The organism is Serratia aquatilis (assembly GCF_044865145.1).
Lineage (GTDB): Bacteria > Pseudomonadota > Gammaproteobacteria > Enterobacterales > Enterobacteriaceae > Chania > Chania aquatilis.
On the sequence record NZ_CP173186.1, the window covers coordinates 2,514,008 to 2,535,576 of the forward strand.

Below are 21,569 nucleotides of genomic sequence, written 5' to 3' on the forward strand. Positions count from 1 at the left end.
CTAGAGTGATATACTCACGCAGAAATCACTCTTCGAGCTAATGCATGGATATCAAGCAGCTGATTTACCTGTGTAATCTTGAGCGGGAACGCCACTTTGGTCGCGCTGCGGAGGCCAGCTTTGTCAGTCAACCGACGTTGTCTGTACGGTTGAAAAATTTGGAAAAAGAGCTGGGCGTAGCGCTAATCAACCGTGGAAACAATTTTGAAGGTTTTACCGCCGAGGGGGAACGGGTATTAGCTTGGGCGCGGGAAATTGTTTCCGTTTACCAAGGGCTAAAGCTTGAAGTGGAGTCGCTCAAGCATGGCCTGAACGGCACATTACGCATTGGTGTGGTCCCCCAGTGCAGTATTTCGTTGGCGCAAATGTTGAAAGTGGTCGGCGAGCGTTATCCACAGTTGGATTATCGTGTGGCGGTAATGAGTGCGGATCAACTGCTGGAAGCGTTGACCGCACACACTGTCGATATTGGTATTGGTTTCTTCGAGTTGCCGACACTCAAGGAACTGCATTTCCAATCGCAGCCTTTGGAAGATTGCGGCATTGAGTTGGTATTTCATCCGCAACACTTTCCCGAACTGCTGGGAAAAGAGCCTCTAGCGCTCGATGACCTGGCTGCATTGCCTTTGTGCCTGGCTGAACCCTCACGCTATTTTCGCCGTTATCTGGACCAGCATTTTCGTGAGGCGGGTTTGACATTGCATATTCGCTTGGAAACTACGTCCATTTTTCAGCTATTGCAGGGGATCTTTGTCGGGCTCGGATGTGGAGTCTTTCCCAGTGGCAATTTGCTGATGGAAATGACCCCTCAGTTAGCATGCCGTACCGTTGCTATTCCGCCAATGTCACGGCATGCGGCGTTGGTCATTGCTCAACCGGGTAGGGCGACGCCGTTGGCGCAGCATTTTTTTGATGCCGCGCAGGCGTGGTTATTGCGGTAATATTTTTATAGTCGTGGACTTTTCGGGCGACAGCGTTGCCCGACAAGTCCAGTGAGCTTAGAACCTGCTACCGTCACGCCGCCAGGCATCGGCAGTCAGGGCCTCACCAAAATGGCTGGCGATCAGACGCTTGGTGAGATCGTGCAGTGGGGCTGCCAGAACCTCTGCTGTACTGCCACGCTCAACGATCTCCCCTTCATGCATGACCATGACCTGATCGCTGATATGCTTCATCATCCCAAGATGTTGCGTCACATAGATATACGAAATGCCATGCTTTTCTTGCAACTCCAGCATCAGATTAATGATTTGCGAGCGCATCGACATATCCAGCGATGCGAGTGCTTCATCCGCAATAATTACTTTCGGCTGCAGGATCAGCGCTCGAGCTAGCGCCACGCGCTGTTTCTGGCCTGAAGCGAGCATGTGCGGATAATAATTCGCGTGATCGGGCAGCATGCCCACCTGGCGTAAGGTCTGGTTGATGCGCGCTTCGCGCTCTCTCGCCTCAAGATCGGTATTCAGCCGTAGTGGAGCATCTAGCAACTGACCAATGCGCTGACGAGGGTTGAGAGAGGTGCTGGGATCTTGAAATATCATGCGTATCAGTTGGCTGCGATAGCGGTAATCCCCAAACTCCAGTGGATGATCGTCAATCAATAATTCACCGGAAGTGGGCTCGACCATACCAGAGAGCATCTTGGCCAAGGTTGACTTACCGGAGCCGTTTTCGCCAATGACTGCCAGCGTCTGGCGTTCGCGAAGAGTAAAACTGATCGGTTTGACCGCCTCGATATGCTGGTTGCGAAACAGCCCGGTTCGGTAACGATATGTTTTGGTCAGATTGCGCACTTCCAATAGCGTTTCCATCTTATTGCTCCTCCATATTTAACGGGAAGTGGCAGGCAAACTGGTGATTCTTAACCGCACGCAGGCGCGGAGTTTCAATGCATTTTTTCTGCGCATAGGGGCAGCGTGGACCCAAACGGCAGCCTATTGGCAGGTGCTCCAATGACGGAATAGCGCCAGGCAGGGTATTCAATCGGCTTTTATGGGGCAGTGAACGGCCAAAATCCGGCATTGAACGGATCAGCGCCTGAGTGTACGGGTGATGTGGAGCAACGAGTAATTCTTCGCATTGTGCACTTTCTACCGTTTGGCCGCAGTAAAGCACGTTAACCCTATCGGCCCATTTGCTCATCATCTGCAAGTCATGGCTGATCAACAGGATAGTGGTGTTGTTGTTCTGATTCAGACGCGCCAGCAGGCGAAAAATCTGCGCTTGGGTGGTCGGTTCCATAGCGTTGGTTGGCTCATCCGCAATCAGCAACCTTGGCTGGTTGGCCAACGCAATGGCGATCATCACTTTCTGGCATTCACCTTCAGTCAACTCATAAGGGAAACTGCCCATGATATCGACATGATCTTTGATACCGACACGATGCAAAAGCTCAATAGCCCGGCGTTTACGCCAGTTAAATCGTTGCCACCAGCGGCCTTTGTAAGTCCAGCCGGGGATGGCTTGCACCAACTGGCGGCCAATGTTTTCAGAGGGATCCAGGCAGGACTGTGGCTCCTGAAAAATCATCGACACGTTGTGACCAACCAATTTACGCCTTTCGCGCGGCGTTAGTTGCAACAGATCGATATCATCAAAACGGAAGCGGTCGGCAGTCACGCGCCAGTTGTCTTTGGTCACGCCACAAATAGCTTTGGCGATCAGGCTTTTTCCTGAGCCAGACTCCCCCACCAGACCGCGAACTTCGCCCTCGGTCAGCGTCATACTAACCCGGTCAACGGCTTTGACAGACCCTTCGGCGGTAATAAATTCAATGGTCAGATTGCGGATATCGAGTAACGGCATTATTCCACCCCCGCAATAATCGCGCGGCGCATTCCGTCGCCTAACAGGTTAACCAGCAATACACTGACCAGAATGGCAGCACCTGGCAGCATGACGGCCCAGGGGGCAACATACACCAGCTCCAGCGAGTCCCCCAACATCGCCCCCCATTCAGGGGAGGGTAACTGTGCGCCTAAATCGAGGAAACCCAGTGCGGCAATATCGAGGATCGCCATTGATAGCGCACGGGTAAATTCAGTGACCAGCACGGCCGCAATATTCGGCATCACGGCGAACCAGAGGATTTGCATCGTTGAGGCTCCGTCCAGCCGCACGGCTACCACATACTCTTTTTCCAGCTCATCGTGTACGGCGCTGTAGATGGTGCGCACCATGCGAGGCAACAGGGCTAACCACACGGCCAACATGGCGTGCTCAAGTTTCGGCCCGAGAAACGCCACGACAATAATCGCCAGCAACAACGAGGGGATGGACAGCAAGGTATCCAGAATATGGTTTAGCACCGCCGAGAGCAGCCCGCGAGTGACGCCGGCAAACACCCCAAGGATCACGCCGCAGGCCGCAGCGGCCAGCGTGACGATCAGCGCCGAACCGAAGGTGGCAGCGGTGCCCGTCAGCAAACGGCTGAGGATATCCCGGCCTAGATCATCGGTTCCCAGAAAGAATGACACATTGCCATAATGTGACCAGGAAGGTGGCAGCAATTGATAACCAAGAAATTGCTGATCCAAGGCATAAGGCGCCAGCAGACTGCCAAAAAGCGATAGAAAAAGCAGGGCCAGCACGCCATAAAAGCCAACCATGGCCAGAGTATCACTGTAAAAAATCCGCCAGGTATACAGCAGCGGGCTCGGCATTTTCTTTTCGCGGTATACGTTATCGAAGTGCATACCATTCCTTATGTTTCAGCGGGTTGGTTGCGGCACCGAGAATATCGGCCAGGACGTTGATGGTGATCACCAGCGTACCGATAACCATCACACCGGCGGAGATCGCCGCATAATCCTGCTGGCGAATGGCGTTAATCAGCCAGCGCCCCAGCCCCGGCCAACTGAATACGACTTCGGTGATCATGGCCAGCGTGAGCATGGTGGAAAACTGTAACCCCAGTTTCGGGATGATCGGCGGCAACGCATTATGCAACACGTGGCGGCGGATAATGGTAAACAGGGAAAGGCCACGGGTTGCCGCTGCCTTGATGTAGTTTTTGCCAAGTACGTCATCGGTACTGATACGCATCAGGCGAATCACTTCGGTGATCGGGGCCACGGCGAGTACCGCAATCGGCAATACCATGTGGCGCAGTGCACTGGCTATCATCTCGGTACGATAAGGCGAGTCAGAGAGCCAGGCATCGACCAACGCGAACCCGGTTACCGGTTTCACTTGATACAGTAAATCGAAGCGGCCTGAAACCGGTAGCCAGCCCAAGTGCAGTGAAAAGTAGAGCATCATCAGCAGCGCCAGCCAGAATACCGGCATCGAGAAACCCAACAGTGCAAAGGTGCTGATGGCCGTATCCTGCCATTTCCCGCGCATTACACCGGCAACAATACCCAGCGGTATACCGATAAACAGGGCAAGAGTGAACGCCAGAATGCAAAGCTCCATGGTAGCCGGGAACACTTCACGCAACTGTTCGCTGATCGCCTGACCATTAATGCTGGAAACGCCAAAATCCCAATGCAACAGGCTGACAAAATAGAACTGATAGGCATCCAGCAATCCGGCACCGAACAGTGGGGCGCGGGGGGGGAAATAGCTCAGGCTAAAGCTGACCAGCGTGAGGAAAAACAGCGTAATCAGCAGTAACAGAATGCGGCGTAAGGTAAAGATAATCACTTTTTCACCTCCTTTGCCGGTTCACGGTACACGCCAGCAAACGACGAGTTGCCGAAGGGGCTCAATACCAGCCCTTTGATATCATAACGGTAGGCCTGCAGGCGCAAAGAGGATGCCAGCGGCAGTAACGGCAACTGTTGTTCAAGGATTTTTTGCGCCTGCTGATATTTATCGATGCGCTGTGCCAACTGTTGCGATATCAAGGCATCCTGCAACACTTCATCGAACTCGGGATCGCACCAGTGAGCATAGTTTGTTTGTGAGCGAATAGCCGCGCAGCTCAGCAGTGGGCGGAAAAAACTGTCCGGATCGTTACTGTCGGTAGACCAGCCGGTGAGCGTCAGGTCATGGTTCATTTCCATCAGGCTGGCTTCCTGAAAGCGGCCTTCGACCGGAACGATGGTGAGATTAATGCCAACCTGTGCCAAATCGGCCTGTAGCAGTTCAGCCATTTTTAGCGGGCTTGGGTTGTAAGATTGAGACGCAGTTGGTACCCATAGTTTCAGATTGAGCGACTCAACACCTGCCTCGCGCAACATTTCACGTGCTTTTGCCGGATCATACTCTGTTACTTGGGCACCATTGTCATAGGCCCAGGAGGCGCGCGGCAGGATCGAGGCGGCGGTTTCTGCCGTACCGTAGTAGATCGACTGCATCAGACGCTGATTGTTAATCGACAGAGCGATAGCTTGCCGGACTTTGAGATTATCCAGCGGCGGTTTGCGGGTGTTGAAAGCCAGATAGGCAATATTCATACCGGGCCGCAGCGTCAGGCGTAGACGGGGATCGTCGCGCAGGATCGAGAGTTGGCTTGCAGCCGGATAAGCCAGCACGTCACACTCGCCGGTCAGCAGTTTGGACAGCCTGCCGGTGCCACCTGCGCCCATGTCGATCACCACTTGCGGCATGCGTGGCTTACCTTTCCAATAAGCCTCATTGCGTGCCAAACGAATGTACTGCCCGGAACGGTATTCGTTCAGAAGGAAAGGGCCGGTACCGACCGGTTCGCGGTCGATCATTTCCGGTGCGCCGTTCCGAGTCAGGTTAGCCGCGTACTCAGCTGACAATATCGGGGCGTAATGGGTTGCCAGATGCCACAAGAAGGAGGCGTCCGGTGCCTGAAGACGGAATTCGACGGTGTAGTCGTCTAATTTCTTTACGCTTTGCACCGAATCTGCAAACTGTAAACTATCAAAATAAGGATACTGACCACCGTTTACATCGTGGAACGGATGCTTCGGGTTAAATACCCGCTCAAAACTGAATACCACATCATTGGCATTCATTTTACGAGTTGGTTGAAACCAATCGGTGGTCTGGAAAGGCACATCGCGGCGCAGGTGGAAACGGTAAGTCGCACCGTTGTCCAGTACTTCCCAGCGTTCTGCCAGTTCAGGAATAAGACGGTAAGTATAGGGGTCAACATCCAGCAACCGGTCATACAGTTGGGCCGCAAGCGTATCAACAGTCAGACCGCTGCTAGCCATCTGTGGATTGAAAGTATTCAGAATACCGCTGACACAATAGACGAAACCGCTTTGGCGGATATCCGCGGGTATTGTGGCTGCGTTTGACGCAGCCGGTGTCGAGGCCAAAGCAGAGGTTGCCAGGCAACTGAGTGACATTATCCAAAGGGGTAAACCACGCATAGACGCTTCATGGGTTATTAAGCAATATCATTAGTGTATCGCACTCTGGCGAGCAGCCCAATTCCTTGCACAAAATGACTTAAATTTCGCCATTATGGTTGATTTTAAATCGATTTTTGTTGAGAAAATAATATATATGGTAGGTATTCACCTTGGTTCACTCTCTTGTTCGGCGCTTTGCAGCAACGCATGCTTCTTCAGCATGCCGCGCAACTGATGATAGGTTAACCCCAACAGCTCTGCCGCCTTACGCTGATTGAACCGGCCCTGTTTTAACGCTATCTCCAGCAAGGCTTTTTCCTGTTGGTGTTGCCAGCTTTTAAAATCCAGCGGTAGTACAGGCAAATCGCTGGTTTTCTCCGGCAATGCCGGTGCCGAGTGCTGGGAAAATGGGTTAATAATGATGTTGTTCAGTTCATCGTGGCTAGAACCGTGGCGGTAAACGGAACGCTCAACCACGTTTTTCAGTTCGCGAACGTTGCCTGGCCAGTGATAACCGAGCAACGTTGCCTGTGCCTGTTCGCTAAATCCGGGGAACAACGGCAGCGAGAGTTCTCGGCACATGCCTATTGCGAAATGTTCTGCCAGCAACATGATATCTTGCTGGCGCTGCCGTAACGGGGGTAATTGCACAACGTCGAAGGCCAGGCGGTCCAACAGATCGGCGCGGAATTTACCGGCTGCCGCCAACGCAGGCAGATCGTCGTTAGTGGCGCAGACTAGCCGGACATCCACTTGTAACGGTTGGCTACCGCCAACACGCTCCAGATGGCCGTATTCAATCACCCGTAACAGTTTCTCTTGCACCAGCATTGGCGCGGTAGCTAATTCATCCAGAAATAGAGTGCCGCCATCTGCGCGCTCAAAGCGGCCAAGATGGCGTTTTTGGGCACCAGTGAATGCCCCTGCTTCATGACCAAACAGTTCTGAGTCCAACAGATTTTCGTTCAATGCCGCGCAGTTAAGTGAAATAAACGGCCCTTGCCAACGGTTGGAAAGGTAGTGCAAACGATGCGCTATCAGTTCCTTACCGGTCCCGCGCTCGCCGATCACCAACACCGGTTTGTTGAGCTTAGCCAATTGCGAGACCTGCTCTAATACTTCAACAAAGGTATTCGCTTCGCCCAACAGGTTCTCTAACGGTCCGTTCATGATGAAATTCGCCAATGTTTGGTGAAAATAATCACTCTACAGTAAGCCCAGAAAGAGTCAAAAATAAATAATTGTTATTTTTCAATGAAATAATAATTGGCACGATTCTTGATAAAGTCAAATGGCAAGCAGTATGACTTAACGCGGCGCTTTAGACGCCATCAGAATCAAGAGGAAGTGAATTATGGGTATTTTTTCTCGTTTTGCCGACATCGTGAACGCCAATATCAATACTCTGCTGGATAAGGCAGAAGACCCTCAAAAGCTGGTACGTTTGATGATCCAGGAAATGGAGGACACACTGGTCGAAGTTCGCTCTACGTCAGCTCGTGCGCTAGCGGAGAAAAAGCAGTTGCTGCGCCGCATCGAACAGGGTGAAATCCAGATCAATGACTGGCAGGATAAAGCCGAACTGGCATTGCGCAAAGATAAAGAAGATCTGGCGCGTGCTGCGTTGATCGAAAAGCAGAAAGTGGCCGATCTGATCGCAACATTGAGCCATGAGGTTGCTACGGTAGAAGAAACCTTGACCCGCATGAAGAGTGAAATTGGTGAATTGGAAAACAAACTCACCGAAACCCGTGCTCGCCAGCATGCATTAACTCTTCGGCATCAAGCGGCATCTTCTTCACGGGATGTTCGTCGTCAACTGGATAGCGGTAAACTGGATGAGGCCATGGCTCGTTTTGAGCAGTTCGAGCGCCGTATCGACCATATGGAAGCGGAAGCTGAGAGTATCAGCATCGGTAAAAAGAAAAGCCTGGATCAGGAGTTTGCCGAACTTAAGGCAGATGATGCTATCAGTGAGCAACTTGCGGCATTAAAAGCCAAAATGAACCGCCCAGAATAACGCGCATGCGGCCACCCAAGTGTGGCCGCCATACCACGGTTAATATGAAGGAATTGAAATGAGTGCTCTATTACTTGCCATCCCGTTGACCATCTTTGTGTTGTTCGTCGCGCCGATTTGGCTTTGGCTGCATTACAGCAACCGGCAGCAGAGTGGCATCCAACTGAGTCATCATGAAATGCAACGTCTGACGCAACTGACGGAAGAAGCTGTGCGCATGCGCGAACGCATTAAAGCATTAGAAGATATTCTTGATGCGGAACACCCTAACTGGAGGCAGTCGTAATGAGAAAGTGCCAGAAAAGAGGAAAGTATGGCGAAAGCGGCGACCGTGCTTACTACAGTGATGGAAACGATTCGTTTAAGGGCAATACGCTAGCAAATAAAAAACTGTACCGCGTTCCCGAAGAAGGGATGATAAAGGGTGTCTGTGCCGGTCTTGCCCACTATTTTGACGTGCCGGTACGTCTGATCCGGGTGATAGCCGTACTGTCACTGTTCTTCGGGCTGTTTTTCTTCACGATAATTGCCTATATCGTACTGGTTTTCATGCTGGATGAAGCCCCCGCCAGCCGTTACCAGGATGAACACCAAGCGACGCCGCGCCAATTGCTGGATCAACTGGAGTACGAATTGGGTAACGGCGAACAGCAACTGCGTCAGGTTGAACGCTACGTAACGTCCGATACCTTTGGCGTGCAAAGCCGTTTTCGGCAACTATAACCTATTTAAACGGTGCTATGGCCTGCACGTCCCGCAGGTCAGGCACTGTACCTGTCGTCTTTCCCCATCGGGCATGAGTCATGGCTAAACCCTCTGCACTTAGTAGCTTAAAAAACACCCCTCTGAAATCAGGTGCAGGCGCTTTGTTGAAGAGATTGCTCAAAGTGCTCATCATAGTGTTAATGAGTTATGGTCCAGCGGGAGTAACATCGTGGTTGCTGAAAACTGTCAGCCGTAAACCACTTCGCTTTGCGTTGGCCATGTTGCTGGAACCGCTGTTCCGCAAGGTGTTGTGCAAAGCCTGCGGGCGATATGCCAAGGAGAATAATGAAACGACTGAAAAATGAGTTTACTTCGTTGGTCAACCGCGGAATGGATCGCCATTTGCGTCTGGCGGTAACGGGGTTGAGCCGTAGCGGTAAGACAGCGTTTATTACTGCGCTGGTTAATCAGTTGCTGCATGTTAACAGTGGCGCGCGTATGCCACTGTTTTCAACGGTTCGTGAAGAGCGGCTGCTTGGTGTGAAGCGCATTCCGCAACGCGATCTCGGGATCCCGCGTTTTACCTATGATGAAGGGTTAGCGCAACTCTATGGCAATCCACCAAGCTGGCCAACGCCAACGCGCGGCGTCAGCGAAATCCGTCTGGCGCTCCGTTACCGCTCCAACGACTCCTTGCTGCGCCACTTTAAAGAAACTGCCACCCTCTATCTGGAGATTGTGGATTATCCCGGCGAGTGGTTGCTTGATTTACCGATGCTGGAACAGGACTACCTGGTCTGGTCACGGCAGATGAGCGGGTTATTACAGGGCGATCGTGCCAAATGGGCTGAGCCTTGGCTGACGCTGTGCCGCGACCTCGATCCGTTTGCGGCAGCGGATGAAAACAAACTGGCAGCCATTGCCCAGGCTTATACCGACTATTTGCTGCGTTGCAAGGCTGAAGGGCTGCACTTTATTCAACCTGGGCGCTTTGTATTGCCCGGAGATATGGCCGGTGCGCCTGCATTACAGTTTTTCCCTTGGCCAAACGTTGACTCAGTGGGGGAGCCACGGCTTGCCCAGGCGGACAAGCAGAGCAATATTGGCATGCTGCGTGCCCGTTTTAATTATTACTGCCACTCTATTGTTAAGGCTTTTTATAAGGAGCATTTCGTCCGCTTTGATCGCCAGATTGTACTGGTGGATTGCCTGCAACCGCTCAACAGCGGGCCACAGGCGTTCAATGATATGCGGCTAGCTCTGACGCAACTGATGCAAAGTTTCCACTATGGTAAACGGACGCTATTTCGCCGCCTGTTTTCGCCCACCATTGACAAGCTGATGTTCGCGGCGACTAAAGCGGATCACATTACTGGCGATCAGCACGCCAATCTGGTGTCACTTTTACAGCAACTGGTGCAGGAAGCCTGGCAGAACGCGGCATTTGAAGGCATCAGTATGGACTGCGTTGGCTTGGCTTCGGTGCAGGCGACGGAGAGCGGAATGGTTGATCATAATGGGCAGCGTATTCCTGCACTGAAAGGTCATCGCCTTGACGATGGGGCTCCGTTGACCGTATTTCCAGGCGAGGTACCGGCGCGTTTGCCAGGCCAGGCCTTCTGGCAGCAGCAAGGGTTTCATTTCGATGATTTCCGCCCGAGGGCGATGAGTGTTGACAGCCCGTTGCCGCATATCCGGCTTGACGCGGTGATGGAGTTTTTACTGGGAGACAAATTACGATGAGCGAACCGCTAAAACCGCGTATCGATTTTGATGAACCACTGCAACCGCCGCAAGAGCCGATGCTGCGCGCTGGGGTGGCGTTTGATGAACAGCAGGCTGAGGCATTTTATCCGGCGGTTCCTGAAGCTGAGCAGGAAGAAGAAGAGGAAGGGCGCGCCGAAGGGATCATCAATGCCGCGTTAAAGCCGAAGCGCAGCCTGTGGCGTAAGATGGTCAATACCGGGTTGGCACTGTTCGGCATTAGCGTGGTCGCCCAAGGGATCCAGTGGGTGCATACCTCTTGGGTACAGCAGGATTGGATCGCGCTTGGTGGCGGTGTCGCCGGCGGGTTGATTATTTTTGCCGGTATTGGTTCGGTTGTGGGCGAGTGGCGGCGGCTGTATCGATTGCGCCAGCGTGCAGAAGAGCGCGATGAGGCTCGGGAATTGTTACACAGCCACGGTTTGGGCAAAGGGCGTGAGTTTTGTGAAAAACTGGCGCGTCAGGCAGGTCTGGAGCAAGGGCATCCGGCGTTACAGCGTTGGCAGGCATCATTGCATGAAACGCAAAACGATCGTGAAGTGGTCGCCCTGTATGCCAAGTTAGTCCAGCCGGTGTTGGATAACCAGGCACGGAGGGAAATCAGCCGTTCCGCCGCTGAATCTGCGTTAATGATCGCGGTTAGCCCTTTGGCGTTGGTGGATATGGCGTTTATTGCCTGGCGTAATATCCGCCTGATTAATCGCATTGCTGCGCTGTATGGCATCGAGCTGGGTTATTTTAGCCGTATCCGCCTGTTCCGATTGGTGTTGCTGAATATCGCTTTTGCTGGTGCCTCAGAATTGGTACGGGAAGTGGGTATGGACTGGATGTCGCAGGACATTGCGGCGCGACTATCTGCGCGGGCTGCTCAGGGTATAGGTGCAGGCCTGCTGACGGCTCGCCTGGGTATTAAAGCTATGGAGCTGTGCCGCCCGTTGCCTTGGTTAGAAGGCGATAAACCCAGACTAGGCGATTTTCGCGGTCAACTGATTGGCCAGTTGAAAGACGCGATGAAGAAGAGTGAAAGCAAAGCTAAATAGCCCTACTGACTGCGTCAATTCGATGCAGTCAGCTACTGGCTGTCGAAGCTGCGTAAATACCGATTGACGAAAGATGATTCCCCTGTAATGGCATTATATTTATCTTTTAAATTTTACAACGATATAATAATCATCTAATAATGAGCTGAAATTACGCTAATGGTGTTATTCGCTTACGTTTAAAATCAATCAAGGCTCTGCTAAATCAGAGCTCTGTCAACTTTTACTGACAGATAGCTTCTTCCGCTCGGAAGGAGAGAGTATCATCAGCAGTCATCCCCGCTCCTGCAGAGATAAGGCCAATACTGATGCGTTTGGAAGTATTTTGCGAAGACCGTCTCGGTCTCACTCGAGAATTACTCGATCTCTTGGTATCGCGCAGCATCGACCTGCGCGGCATTGAAATTGACCCTATCGGCCGTATTTACCTGAATTTTTCCCAGTTGGACTTTGATACCTTCCGTGCCTTGATGGCTGAGATCAGGCGGATCAATGGGGTAACTGACGTCCGCACGGTCAATTTCATGCCCTCAGAACGTGAACATCGCGCATTGCGGGCATTGTTGGAATCGATGCCAGAACCGGTATTTTCCATTGATATGAAAGGTAAAGTGGAGCTTGCTAACCCGGCGGCACAGGTGCTATTCAGTTTCAGTGAAGATAAGCTCCGTAATCAAATGGCTGCCCAACTTATTGGCGGCTATAACTTTAGCCGCTGGCTGGAAAGTGAGAATACGACACCGCACTCCGAGCGCGTGGTGATCCACAGCCAGGACTTCCTGATGGATATCACACCTATCTATCTTGAAGATGAGCAACAGCAGAAGGCGACCGTGGGTGCCGTTGTGATGCTCAAGTCTACCGCACGTATGGGCCGCCAGTTGCAGAACCTGTCGGTAAATGACGATACCGAATTTGACCATATTGTTGCCGTGAGCCCTAAAATGCGCCATGTGTTGGAGCAGGCTCGCAAATTGGCAATGCTTGACGCCCCATTGCTTATTGTGGGCGATACCGGCACAGGGAAAGATATTTTGGCCCGCGCCTGCCATCTGCGTAGCCCACGTGGCAAACAACCTTTTCTGGCGTTGAACTGTGCCGCATTACCGGATGATGTGGTTGAAAGTGAACTGTTCGGCCATGCAGCAGGTGCCTACCCAAATGCGCTGGAAGGGAAGAAAGGTTTCTTTGAGCAGGCTAACGGTGGCTCTGTGTTGTTGGATGAGATCGGTGAGATGTCTCCGCGCATGCAAACCAAGCTGCTTCGTTTCCTTAATGACGGTACTTTCCGCCGGGTCGGTGAAGAGCACGAGGTTCATATAGACGTGCGGGTGATTTGCGCCACCCAGAAAAACCTGACCGAACTGGTGCAGCGTGGCGAATTCCGTGAAGATCTCTATTATCGCCTTAACGTGTTGACGATTGCGATCCCCCCTCTGCGTGAGCGCCTGCAGGACATCATGCCGTTGACCGAGTTGTTTGTGGCGCGTTTTGCCGATGAGCAGGGTGTTGCAAGACCAAAACTGGCTGGCGATCTTAACAGTTTTCTCTGTAGGTATGGCTGGCCGGGCAACGTACGTCAGTTGAAGAATGCCATTTATCGTGCGCTGACCCAGACGGATGGCTATGAACTGCGTCCACAAGACATTATTCTGCCGGAGTTTGAAGTGGAAATGTCATTGGGGGATGAAGTGCTGGAAGGTTCTCTGGATGACATCAGTAAGCGTTTTGAACGTTCGATTCTGACACGCCTTTACCGCACCTATCCAAGTACGCGGAAACTGGCCAAACGTTTAGGTGTTTCTCATACGGCGATTGCGAATAAATTGCGTGAGTATGGCTTGAGTAACCGTAAACCCTCAGAAGAAGTTGAACAATAGCGCTACCTGATTTGATAAAAAAGCCCGGTTCAAAAGACCGGGCTAATAGACAGGCTCTAAGCCTTGCGGCCTGAGGTCAACCGACCTATTTCAGTACGGCCAGAGCAGCATCGTAATCGGGTTCATTAGTGATTTCGTTCACTAACTCGCTGTACAACACTTTGTCCTGCCCATCCAGCACCACGACGGCACGCGCTGCCAGACCAGCCAGAGGACCTTCGGCGATCTCTACGCCATAGGTCTGTTTGAATTCAGCGCCGCGCAGGGTAGACAGCGTGACTACATTGTTCAGGCCTTCTGCACCGCAGAAGCGTGAGTGGGCGAATGGCAGGTCAGAAGAGATACACAGCACCACCGTGTTATCCACACTCCCTGCCAATTGGTTGAATTTGCGGACTGATGCAGCGCATACGCCGGTATCAATGCTTGGGAAAATGTTTAGGACTTTGCGCTTACCCACGAAGCTGCTCAACGCAACGTCTGACAGGTCTTTGGCCACCAAGGTGAAGCTCTTTGCTTGCTCACCCGGTTGCGGCAGTTGGCCCGCGACAGTGACTGGGTTGCCTTGAAAATGTACGGTCTGAGTCATTGCTAGGTTCCTTTCAACGATTTTTATACAAAGATGCAAACCTGATTAACATGAGATTTACAACCAGCAGCCAGTGTAAGCCAACAATAGCTCCTTGGATATAAAGTTTGTTAATTAATTGGTTATGTTAGCCTGTGTTCTGTCTTTGCATGTGAACGACGTTGTGAGCACTGGCAAAATATCTCTGCGTCGTCAGCTGACTTTTGCGTTTTCTTATTCAGGAGCAATTATGAGAAGCATGCGTTTTTACCCTGAGGCCTGGCCATTACATACGGCATTTGTGATTGCTCGCGGTAGCCGAACCGAAGCCAAAGTGGTGGTGGTGGAAATCCAACAGCAGGGGATATGTGGCGTTGGCGAATGCACGCCATATCCGCGCTACGGTGAAAGCGAGGCTTCAGTTATGCAACAACTCGCGGAAGTCATGCCAGCAATATCACAAGGCGCTACCCGGCAGGAGTTACAAAGTTTGATGCCTGCGGGTGCCGCGCGCAATGCCGTCGATTCTGCCTTGTGGGATTTGGAGTGCCGTTTGAGTAGCCAGGATCTGTGGCAGCTCAGCGGTGTTAGCGCACCGCAAAGCGTTGTTATGGCGCAAACCATCGCGATTGGTACGCCAGAGGCCATGGCATTTGCTGCCAGAGAGCAGGAAAGGCAGGGTGCAACGCTGTTGAAAATCAAGCTTGACGATCGTTTTATCAGCGAAAGGCTGGTGGCGATCCGTGCTGCTGTACCTCAGGTAACCCTAATTGTTGATGCCAATGAATCGTGGCAAGCGGAAGGGTTGGCTGGACGTTGCCAGCTTCTGGCAGATTTAGGCGTAGCCATGCTGGAACAACCTTTACCTGCTACCGACGATAGCGCGTTGGAAAACTTCATCCACCCGTTACCCATTTGTGCCGATGAAAGCTGTCATACCAGTGATGATGTGGCGCGGTTGGCAGGGCGTTACCAGATGGTCAATATTAAACTGGATAAAACCGGTGGGCTGACTGAAGGGTTGAAACTTGCCCAGCGTGCCCGTGAACAAGGTTTCGATATTATGCTCGGCTGCATGCTTTGTACTTCCAGAGCTATCGCGGCGGCATTACCGCTGGTATCTGGAGCCCGCTTTGTCGATCTTGATGGTCCTACCTGGTTGGCGCAAGACGTCAAACCCGGCTTGGCCTTCGAATGCGGTGCAATAAATCTTTAGCTACACCGCATATTGCTACCGGATTAGTCAGAATAGGTAAGTAATTTCACCATCGCATCCAGGTATTTCTCACTGGCCGCATCGGCAGAGATCGGTGGGAATTCGGCCGTAATACAGGGCAAGGACAAGTCTGCGCACCAACTGCCGAAAGACCCTGGGGTTTCATAGCCCACACTGGTTACTAACGGTAGGGTGAATTGATATGCCAACCAGGCACCCAGTCTGGAGTTCTCCGGATCCTCAATACAGGCTAGTGGTTCATGGAATGAAACTACCCAGCTTGGCTTTAACCAATGTATAAGATGGCATAGAGCCTGGGTTTCTGGTTCGGAACCTGGCCTGCCGCCGGTGGATAGCCTGACATCACGAGCCTCGGCAGCGCTATTCCAGCGGTAAATGGTATCGCCAGAGCGCCAGTTGGCGGCGGGGAAATTACGATTCAGGTCGACGCCGTTAGCGTTGGAACGTAATCCGAGTTGGCAACCATCGGGGTTGACTGACAAGATCACGTGGTGAAGCAATTGTTTGGGGGCAATACTGCGTAGCGCGCAAGATAATGCCACAACGGTAGCATTTTCGTCGCCGTGGGTGCCGGCAATCACCAATCCAGTTTCTGGGCGGCGAGTTGCTGCCGGAAAATAGAGCAGCGGCGCTCCCAGTAGCGATTTCCCGTAATTTTCACCTGTTACTGCCAGTTGGCCGCGCTCACTGCGCGGTCTGTGTTGGATCATGCGGTTGTTCCTTCAGGCCAAGTAAGAGTGATTGCTATTTTGTTCAGTGTATTACGCTTTAACTTTTCTTTCCCAGTCTGTTGAGCGAATAACGCAACTGCTGTTGTTATACTATCGACGGAAGTTAACTATAAAGAGGATTTAACATGCCAGTTGCCAGAATTGTTGCGCGTTACAGCGAAAACGAAAAAGACACCATTACGTTACTGTGTGGCGTGGATTCGGAAAACCAGATCCGGCAAGGGGAATGGTTTGGAGTGGTGAAAAACGACGACGGGCGTGGAGATGAATCCAACTACCCGTTTACGCTGCACATAGATCATCAAAAAGGTGAGTTTTTCCTTGATTATGGTTATGACGACATTGACTCGCGCCAGCTACAGAAAACCGATATTCAGCTCAATCCTTTGGCTGAAAAAAGTTTTTTCACCATCTTCGATGAAGAGGAAGGGGAAGAGTTCAGCTATCAGATCGCCAGTATTCATATTTACGACTGACAGGTATTGATTGGTTCAGCCCGCATCGCCAACTAAGCGGTGCGGGCTTTTTACTGTCTGAGGTACGGTTTTTACAATCTTGTCACTATCGAGCTATAGGTAAGGTGGATCTTGTGCTATATGATAAATAATTCAGATGGTTAACTGGGGGATATTGGTAATGGCGAAAAGAAAAATTCATCAGAGTTTTCGTTTGGCGCTTTGTACGGTAGCAATCACTGCTGCAATGGGGAGCGCAACGGCTGCCCAGGTTCCCTCAGGCACTCAACTGGCGGAGAAGCAGGAGATTGTTCGCCATATCAAAGATGAACCGGCTTCCCTCGATCCGATAAAGGCCGTTGGGCTGCCAGAAGCGCAGGTGGCACGCGATCTGTTTGAAGGTCTGGTTAATCAGGATGCCTATGGCAAAGTGATCCCTGGTGTTGCGACGCGTTGGCAAACCAGTGATAACCAAACCTACTTATTTACTCTGCGCAAAGACGCGCGTTGGTCAAACGGTGACCCTGTCACAGCAAAGGATTTCGTCTATAGCTGGCAACGTCTGGTAGATCCGAAGAGTTTGTCACCCTTTGCCTGGTTTGCTCAATTAGCCGGTATTCAGAATGCCGAAGAAATTATTGCCGGTAAATTACCGGTAGACAGGCTTGGTGTAGTGGCAGTGGACGACCATACGTTAAAAGTACAGCTAAACAAGCCCGTGCCTTATTTTGTCAGCCTGACAGCCAATTTCAGTTTGTTCCCGGTGCCCAAAGATACGGTCGAGAAATTTGGCAACGATTGGACCAAGGTAGGTAATCTGGTCGGCAATGGCGCGTTTAAATTGCAGGATCGGGTAGTGAACGAAAAACTGGTGCTGGTACCGAATGATAACTATTGGGATCATGCGCATACCGTCCTGACCAAGGTCACCTTCGTGCCGATTAATCAGGAATCTAACGCCACCAAACGTTACCTGGCCGGTGACATTGATATCACCGAATCCTTCCCTAAAACGATGTATCAGAAGTTACTGAAAGATATTCCGGGGCAGGTATACACCCCCGATCAACTCGGGACTTATTATTACGCTTTCAACACCCAACGTGCGCCAACTAATGACGTCCGTGTGCGTAAGGCGCTGTCGTATGCTATTGATCGCAATATTATTGCTGAAAAAGTCTTGGGTACCGGTGAGAAACCTGCCTATCACTTTACGCCGGACGTTACGGCTGGGTTTAAACCGCAAATCAGTCTATTGCAGCAACACACGCAGGAAGAGCTGAATGCACAAGCGAAAGCGATGATGCAGGCAGCGGGTTATGGTCCTAATAACCCACTTAAATTAACCCTGTTGTATAATACTTCGGAGAGTCATCAAAAGATTGCCATTGCCGTCGCTTCGATGTGGAAGAAAACGTTGGGTGTTGACGTTAAGCTGCAAAATCAGGAGTGGAAAACCTATATTGATAGCCGCAATACCGGTAATTTCGATGTGGTACGTGCATCCTGGGTGGGGGATTATAATGAGGCCTCAACCTTCCTTTCTCTGCTTACCTCGTCGCACAGTGGTAATATCGCCAAATTCAAGAGCCCGGAATACGATCGTCTGTTGGCTGATGCCAGCCGCGTGACGGATCCAAAGGCATTGACCGCTGATTACAACAAGGCGGAGCAGATGATTGCGGCGGAGGCTCCGATAGCACCCATTTATCAATACACCAATGGCCGCTTGATTAAGCCGTGGGTTAAAGGGTATCCGATCACCAACCCTGAAGATGTCGCCTACAGCCAGGAAATGTATATCCTGAAACATTGATTTTCGCGACAGTGATATTGCTGATAACCCCGTCGATACGGGGTTTTTTACATTAAAGCCATGAGTCGTCCCAAGCCCTTTGAGCCTTATGGTGACAGGACTGGGCTCTGGTTAATTCATTGAATGAAGAGGGTATTGAATGAATGTCATTGAGGGGCGCGAGTTACAGGTGCCTGACGCAGTCTATGCGTATCAACTCGACGGCAAGGGTGGAACCACGCCAATAAATGATGATGATCAGGCTACTTGCGCACAACCCTGCTGGTTGCACCTTGATTATGAAAAACCGGCCAGTGCCGAATGGTTGGCAACCACACCGTTGCTGCCTGATGCGTTCAGGGAGGCACTCTCAGGAGAAAGTTCTCGCCCGCGTGTCAACCGCTTGGGCGAAGGGACGATGATCACGCTGCGTGGCATCAATTTCAACGTGGACTCAAGACCAGACCAGTTGGTTACGTTCCGGGTCTATATGACCGACAAGCTGATTATCTCCACCCGCCATCGTAAAGTTTACTCCATTGATGAAGTTGTCAATGGGTTACAGAATGGCAGTGGGCCCACCACTAGCGGCAATTGGCTGGTAGAGATTGCCGATGCGCTCACCGATCATGCCAGCGAATTTATTGAAGACCTGCACGATAAAATTATCGATCTTGAAGATGCATTATTGGAACAACAGATCCCAGAGCGGGGGCAATTGGCCCTTATTCGCAAGCAGTTGATTGTTCTACGCCGCTACATGGCCCCACAGCGTGATGTTTTCTCGCGTTTGGCGAACGAACGGTTACCGTGGATGGATGATGACGATCGTCGTCGTATGCAGGGCATTGCCGATCGATTAGGGCGTGGGCTGGACGATCTGGATGGCGGTGTTGCCCGCACGGCTATTCTTTCTGATGAAATTACCACGGTTATGGCTGACGCAATGAACCGCCGTACTTACACCATGTCGCTGATGGCGATGGTATTCTTGCCAACCACCTTTCTGACCGGGTTATTTGGTGTCAACTTGGGGGGTATTCCTGGGAGCGACAGCCCTGTGGCTTTTGCGTTCTTTTGTTCCATGCTGTTAGCGCTGGTGTGCGGTGTTGCCTGGTGGCTTAAGCGTAGCCGTTGGTTGTAGACCTGTGTCCCTTGAGTACGCGCAAATGAACGCCAGCGGCGCTCGCGTGCAGTTAAGGGAACACAGTCTTTCAAAAAACGCGAAAAACGACATTAAAATTGAGCAGTATCAAGATTTGTTCACGTGAAGTACGGCATTATCTTTCCCGCAGGTGAATGCAACGTCAAGCGATGGGCGTTGCGCTCCATAATTGTCTTATTTTCTTATTTTTAGAATTACTGCATAGCACATTTGATTCATACGATGCCGGTTTAATTACCGGCATTTTTTTGTCTTCTTTTTACCTTGAGTCTCACTTCAACAAGTTTTTCCTCAGCCAAGCATAGCGAACGCTGTTGGTTCATCATACCAACGCTCGCCTTGATAAACGCTTTTAAGCCGCGCTTTCGTCCCAGAAGCTGGCCTCAATCTTGTGACCATCCAGATCGCGAACAAAGCAGCCATAATAAGCCGCGCCGTAATGCGGGCGAGAGCCCGGTGCGCCCTCATCCTGAGCACCAGAAGCCAAGGCTTGTTGATAAAACTCGTCAACCTGTTTCTTGCTGGTAGCAAAAAAGCCGATGTGTACCCCATTTGCAGTTCCGGCGGGTTTACCGTCTATCGGCACTTGCAGCCAGAACTCTGGGTAATCGCGGCCATAACCAATCGCACCGGGATGTTCCAGGACACGCCGGCAACCTAACGCAGCGAGAACATGGTCGTAAAATTGCGCAGCGGCATCAAAATGGTTGGTTCCCAGTGAGACATGAGAAATACAAGGGGTAATATTCATTTACTCTCTCCTATATACTGTTTTTATATACAGTATAGCGAATAATCCTCACTGTCAGGCTCTTTATGCGTTAAATGTGAGCAGGATCGAAAACTACAGAAGGGGTGCTGATAAAGCTCGTTAAATAATGCGAATTGCATGGTGAGCATAACCGCCCGCTGACGCAGGCGGATAGGGGGAGTTACTTGATTTCCAACACGTTCAGGCGCTCAAATGCTGGCGAGTTGTCATCAGTCTCTTCCGGTTGCCAGCCTATCGGTTGCAGCGGAATATCTTCACGGTCAAAGGCCAGGTCACCCCCATCAACCACTTCGCTGCCGTGGTGAATACCTTTAAAGTCAAACAGTGTGGTATCGCACAAATGAGAAGGCACCACATTCTGCATTGCGGTGAACATGGTCTCGATGCGACCCGGATAACGTTTATCCCAATCGCGCAGCATGTCACCAATCACTTGTCGCTGTAGGTTGGGCTGTGAACCGCAAAGATTGCACGGGATGATCGGGAAGGCTTTAGCGATAGAGAAACGCTCTATATCTTTCTCGCGGCAATAGGCCAATGGGCGGATCACCACATGTTTACCATCGTCACTCATCAATTTTGGTGGCATTCCTTTCAACTTGCCGCCGTAAAACATGTTGAGGAACAGCGTCTGCAGAATATCGTCGCGGTGGTGACCAAGGGCAATCTTGGTCGCTCCCAGCTCAGTTGCGGTGCGATAGAGAATACCTCGGCGCAGGCGTGAGCACAGGGAACAGGTGGTTTTGCCTTCAGGTATTTTATCTTTAACAATGCCGTAGGTATTTTCTTCGACGATCTTGTATTCCACCCCCAGGCTTTCCAGATAGGCAGGCAAAATGTGCTCCGGGAAACCGGGCTGCTTCTGATCGAGATTTACGGCAATCAGTGAAAAATTTACCGGAGCGCTCTGCTGCAGGTTACGCAAGATCTCGAGCATGGTGTAACTGTCTTTACCGCCAGACAGGCAAACCATGATGCGATCGCCTTCTTCGATCATGTTGAAGTCTGCGATCGCTTCACCCACATTACGGCGCAGCCGCTTTTGCAATTTGTTCAAGTTGTACTGCTCTTTTGGTTTAACGGTTTGATTATCAATCATTTCATTACTTCTCAAATCTCAAAAGGGGCAAAATTAGGGGCAAAACGTTTCACACATCTG

At 51.3% G+C, this 21,569-nt stretch carries 22 protein-coding genes; 12 read left to right on the top strand and 10 right to left on the bottom strand.

The window, feature by feature from the left end:
* Positions 1-44 precede the first annotated feature (44 nt).
* Positions 45-941, top strand: a complete 897-nt coding sequence (locus SAQUA_RS11315; RefSeq protein ID WP_380673541.1) for a LysR family transcriptional regulator — start codon at positions 45-47, stop codon at positions 939-941.
* Positions 942-998: 57 nt separating this feature from the next.
* On the opposite strand, the gene sapF is transcribed toward SAQUA_RS11315, so the two are convergent.
* From sapF to pspF, 6 genes are all read right to left on the bottom strand, one after another.
* A complete protein-coding gene (gene sapF / locus SAQUA_RS11320) occupies positions 999-1,811 on the bottom strand; it encodes a putrescine export ABC transporter ATP-binding protein SapF (protein ID WP_380673542.1) in 813 nt (270 codons plus the stop codon).
* Between the two features lies 1 nt (position 1,812).
* Positions 1,813-2,805 (bottom strand): putrescine export ABC transporter ATP-binding protein SapD, encoded by a 993-nt coding sequence (gene sapD / locus SAQUA_RS11325; RefSeq protein WP_380673543.1) that lies wholly within the window; start codon positions 2,803-2,805, stop codon positions 1,813-1,815.
* The gene (sapC, locus tag SAQUA_RS11330; RefSeq protein ID WP_380673544.1) at positions 2,805-3,695 is read right to left on the bottom strand and encodes a putrescine export ABC transporter permease SapC; all 891 of its coding nucleotides are present in this window, start codon (positions 3,693-3,695) and stop codon (positions 2,805-2,807) included. Before sapC ends, sapD begins: the two co-directional genes overlap by 1 nt.
* The gene (sapB, locus tag SAQUA_RS11335) at positions 3,682-4,647 is read right to left on the bottom strand and encodes a putrescine export ABC transporter permease SapB (RefSeq protein ID WP_380673545.1); all 966 of its coding nucleotides are present in this window, start codon (positions 4,645-4,647) and stop codon (positions 3,682-3,684) included. The genes sapC and sapB overlap by 14 nt, the downstream gene beginning before the upstream one ends.
* Positions 4,644-6,296 carry an ABC transporter substrate-binding protein SapA gene (sapA, locus tag SAQUA_RS11340; protein ID WP_380673546.1) on the bottom strand — a complete coding sequence of 551 codons (1,653 nt, stop codon included), beginning with the start codon at positions 6,294-6,296 and terminating at the stop codon, positions 4,644-4,646. Before sapA ends, sapB begins: the two co-directional genes overlap by 4 nt.
* A 147-nt stretch (positions 6,297-6,443) precedes the next feature.
* Positions 6,444-7,448 (bottom strand): phage shock protein operon transcriptional activator, encoded by a 1,005-nt coding sequence (pspF, locus tag SAQUA_RS11345; protein ID WP_380673547.1) that lies wholly within the window; start codon positions 7,446-7,448, stop codon positions 6,444-6,446.
* A 184-nt stretch (positions 7,449-7,632) separates the two neighbouring features.
* On the opposite strand from pspF, the gene pspA reads away from it, so the two are divergent.
* The 7 genes from pspA (at position 7,633) to tyrR (ending at position 13,687) form a co-directional block, all read left to right on the top strand.
* Positions 7,633-8,298: a phage shock protein PspA gene (gene pspA, locus SAQUA_RS11350; RefSeq protein WP_380673548.1), complete on the top strand. Its 666-nt coding sequence runs from the start codon at positions 7,633-7,635 to the stop codon at positions 8,296-8,298.
* Positions 8,299-8,356: 58 nt separating this feature from the next.
* Positions 8,357-8,584 carry an envelope stress response membrane protein PspB gene (gene pspB / locus SAQUA_RS11355; RefSeq protein WP_380673549.1) on the top strand — a complete coding sequence of 76 codons (228 nt, stop codon included), beginning with the start codon at positions 8,357-8,359 and terminating at the stop codon, positions 8,582-8,584.
* A 128-nt stretch (positions 8,585-8,712) separates the two neighbouring features.
* On the top strand, positions 8,713-9,021 hold the full coding sequence (gene pspC / locus SAQUA_RS11360; protein WP_404413207.1) for an envelope stress response membrane protein PspC: 309 nt from the start codon (positions 8,713-8,715) through the stop codon (positions 9,019-9,021).
* An 80-nt stretch (positions 9,022-9,101) separates the two neighbouring features.
* Positions 9,102-9,368 carry a phage shock protein PspD gene (gene pspD / locus SAQUA_RS11365; protein WP_380673551.1) on the top strand — a complete coding sequence of 89 codons (267 nt, stop codon included), beginning with the start codon at positions 9,102-9,104 and terminating at the stop codon, positions 9,366-9,368.
* Entirely contained in the window at positions 9,349-10,746 is a 1,398-nt protein-coding gene (locus SAQUA_RS11370; RefSeq protein ID WP_380673552.1) for a YcjX family protein, read from the top strand. The genes pspD and SAQUA_RS11370 overlap by 20 nt, the downstream gene beginning before the upstream one ends.
* Positions 10,743-11,807, top strand: coding sequence for a TIGR01620 family protein (locus SAQUA_RS11375; protein ID WP_380673553.1), 1,065 nt, complete (start codon positions 10,743-10,745; stop codon positions 11,805-11,807). Before SAQUA_RS11370 ends, SAQUA_RS11375 begins: the two co-directional genes overlap by 4 nt.
* A gap of 308 nt (positions 11,808-12,115) precedes the next feature.
* Positions 12,116-13,687 carry a transcriptional regulator TyrR gene (gene tyrR / locus SAQUA_RS11380; protein ID WP_380673554.1) on the top strand — a complete coding sequence of 524 codons (1,572 nt, stop codon included), beginning with the start codon at positions 12,116-12,118 and terminating at the stop codon, positions 13,685-13,687.
* An 85-nt stretch (positions 13,688-13,772) separates the two neighbouring features.
* Here the strand turns inward: tyrR and tpx are convergent, their stop codons facing one another.
* Entirely contained in the window at positions 13,773-14,276 is a 504-nt protein-coding gene (tpx, locus tag SAQUA_RS11385; RefSeq protein WP_380673555.1) for a thiol peroxidase, read from the bottom strand.
* A gap of 229 nt (positions 14,277-14,505) precedes the next feature.
* Here tpx and ycjG point away from each other — a divergent pair, with 229 nt between their 5' ends.
* A complete protein-coding gene (ycjG, locus tag SAQUA_RS11390; protein WP_380673556.1) occupies positions 14,506-15,471 on the top strand; it encodes an L-Ala-D/L-Glu epimerase in 966 nt (321 codons plus the stop codon).
* Between the two features lie 23 nt (positions 15,472-15,494).
* On the opposite strand, the gene mpaA is transcribed toward ycjG, so the two are convergent.
* The gene (mpaA, locus tag SAQUA_RS11395; protein WP_380673557.1) at positions 15,495-16,202 is read right to left on the bottom strand and encodes a murein tripeptide amidase MpaA; all 708 of its coding nucleotides are present in this window, start codon (positions 16,200-16,202) and stop codon (positions 15,495-15,497) included.
* Positions 16,203-16,348: 146 nt separating this feature from the next.
* Here mpaA and SAQUA_RS11400 point away from each other — a divergent pair, with 146 nt between their 5' ends.
* The 3 genes from SAQUA_RS11400 (at position 16,349) to zntB (ending at position 19,617) form a co-directional block, all read left to right on the top strand.
* Positions 16,349-16,699: a hypothetical protein gene (locus SAQUA_RS11400; protein ID WP_380673558.1), complete on the top strand. Its 351-nt coding sequence runs from the start codon at positions 16,349-16,351 to the stop codon at positions 16,697-16,699.
* A gap of 160 nt (positions 16,700-16,859) precedes the next feature.
* Positions 16,860-18,494, top strand: a complete 1,635-nt coding sequence (locus tag SAQUA_RS11405; RefSeq protein WP_380673559.1) for an ABC transporter substrate-binding protein — start codon at positions 16,860-16,862, stop codon at positions 18,492-18,494.
* 139 nt (positions 18,495-18,633) lie between these two features.
* Positions 18,634-19,617, top strand: coding sequence for a zinc transporter ZntB (zntB, locus tag SAQUA_RS11410; protein WP_380673560.1), 984 nt, complete (start codon positions 18,634-18,636; stop codon positions 19,615-19,617).
* A gap of 373 nt (positions 19,618-19,990) precedes the next feature.
* On the opposite strand, the gene SAQUA_RS11415 is transcribed toward zntB, so the two are convergent.
* Positions 19,991-20,389, bottom strand: coding sequence for a VOC family protein (locus tag SAQUA_RS11415; RefSeq protein WP_380673561.1), 399 nt, complete (start codon positions 20,387-20,389; stop codon positions 19,991-19,993).
* A 181-nt stretch (positions 20,390-20,570) separates the two neighbouring features.
* On the bottom strand, positions 20,571-21,509 hold the full coding sequence (gene ttcA / locus SAQUA_RS11420; protein ID WP_380673562.1) for a tRNA 2-thiocytidine(32) synthetase TtcA: 939 nt from the start codon (positions 21,507-21,509) through the stop codon (positions 20,571-20,573).
* Positions 21,510-21,569: the final 60 nt, after the last annotated feature.

Excerpts from the sequence above, each read along its gene's own strand:
- pspB (WP_380673549.1), top strand. The coding sequence starts at position 8,357 with ATGAGTGCTCTATTACTTGCCATCCCGTTGACCATCTTTGTGTTGTTC.
- ycjG (WP_380673556.1), top strand. The coding sequence starts at position 14,506 with ATGAGAAGCATGCGTTTTTACCCTGAGGCCTGGCCATTACATACGGCA.
- tpx (WP_380673555.1), bottom strand. The coding sequence starts at position 14,276 with ATGACTCAGACCGTACATTTTCAAGGCAACCCAGTCACTGTCGCGGGC.
- sapF (WP_380673542.1), bottom strand. The coding sequence starts at position 1,811 with ATGGAAACGCTATTGGAAGTGCGCAATCTGACCAAAACATATCGTTAC.
- SAQUA_RS11370 (WP_380673552.1), top strand. The coding sequence starts at position 9,349 with ATGAAACGACTGAAAAATGAGTTTACTTCGTTGGTCAACCGCGGAATG.
- sapA (WP_380673546.1), bottom strand. The coding sequence starts at position 6,296 with ATGCGTGGTTTACCCCTTTGGATAATGTCACTCAGTTGCCTGGCAACC.
- SAQUA_RS11400 (WP_380673558.1), top strand. The coding sequence starts at position 16,349 with ATGCCAGTTGCCAGAATTGTTGCGCGTTACAGCGAAAACGAAAAAGAC.
- sapD (WP_380673543.1), bottom strand. The coding sequence starts at position 2,805 with ATGCCGTTACTCGATATCCGCAATCTGACCATTGAATTTATTACCGCC.
- pspA (WP_380673548.1), top strand. The coding sequence starts at position 7,633 with ATGGGTATTTTTTCTCGTTTTGCCGACATCGTGAACGCCAATATCAAT.
- ttcA (WP_380673562.1), bottom strand. The coding sequence starts at position 21,509 with ATGATTGATAATCAAACCGTTAAACCAAAAGAGCAGTACAACTTGAAC.
- pspF (WP_380673547.1), bottom strand. The coding sequence starts at position 7,448 with ATGAACGGACCGTTAGAGAACCTGTTGGGCGAAGCGAATACCTTTGTT.
- pspD (WP_380673551.1), top strand. The coding sequence starts at position 9,102 with ATGGCTAAACCCTCTGCACTTAGTAGCTTAAAAAACACCCCTCTGAAA.
- SAQUA_RS11375 (WP_380673553.1), top strand. The coding sequence starts at position 10,743 with ATGAGCGAACCGCTAAAACCGCGTATCGATTTTGATGAACCACTGCAA.
- sapC (WP_380673544.1), bottom strand. The coding sequence starts at position 3,695 with ATGCACTTCGATAACGTATACCGCGAAAAGAAAATGCCGAGCCCGCTG.
- zntB (WP_380673560.1), top strand. The coding sequence starts at position 18,634 with ATGAATGTCATTGAGGGGCGCGAGTTACAGGTGCCTGACGCAGTCTAT.
- SAQUA_RS11315 (WP_380673541.1), top strand. The coding sequence starts at position 45 with ATGGATATCAAGCAGCTGATTTACCTGTGTAATCTTGAGCGGGAACGC.
- mpaA (WP_380673557.1), bottom strand. The coding sequence starts at position 16,202 with ATGATCCAACACAGACCGCGCAGTGAGCGCGGCCAACTGGCAGTAACA.
- SAQUA_RS11415 (WP_380673561.1), bottom strand. The coding sequence starts at position 20,389 with ATGAATATTACCCCTTGTATTTCTCATGTCTCACTGGGAACCAACCAT.
- pspC (WP_404413207.1), top strand. The coding sequence starts at position 8,713 with ATGATAAAGGGTGTCTGTGCCGGTCTTGCCCACTATTTTGACGTGCCG.
- SAQUA_RS11405 (WP_380673559.1), top strand. The coding sequence starts at position 16,860 with ATGGCGAAAAGAAAAATTCATCAGAGTTTTCGTTTGGCGCTTTGTACG.
- tyrR (WP_380673554.1), top strand. The coding sequence starts at position 12,116 with ATGCGTTTGGAAGTATTTTGCGAAGACCGTCTCGGTCTCACTCGAGAA.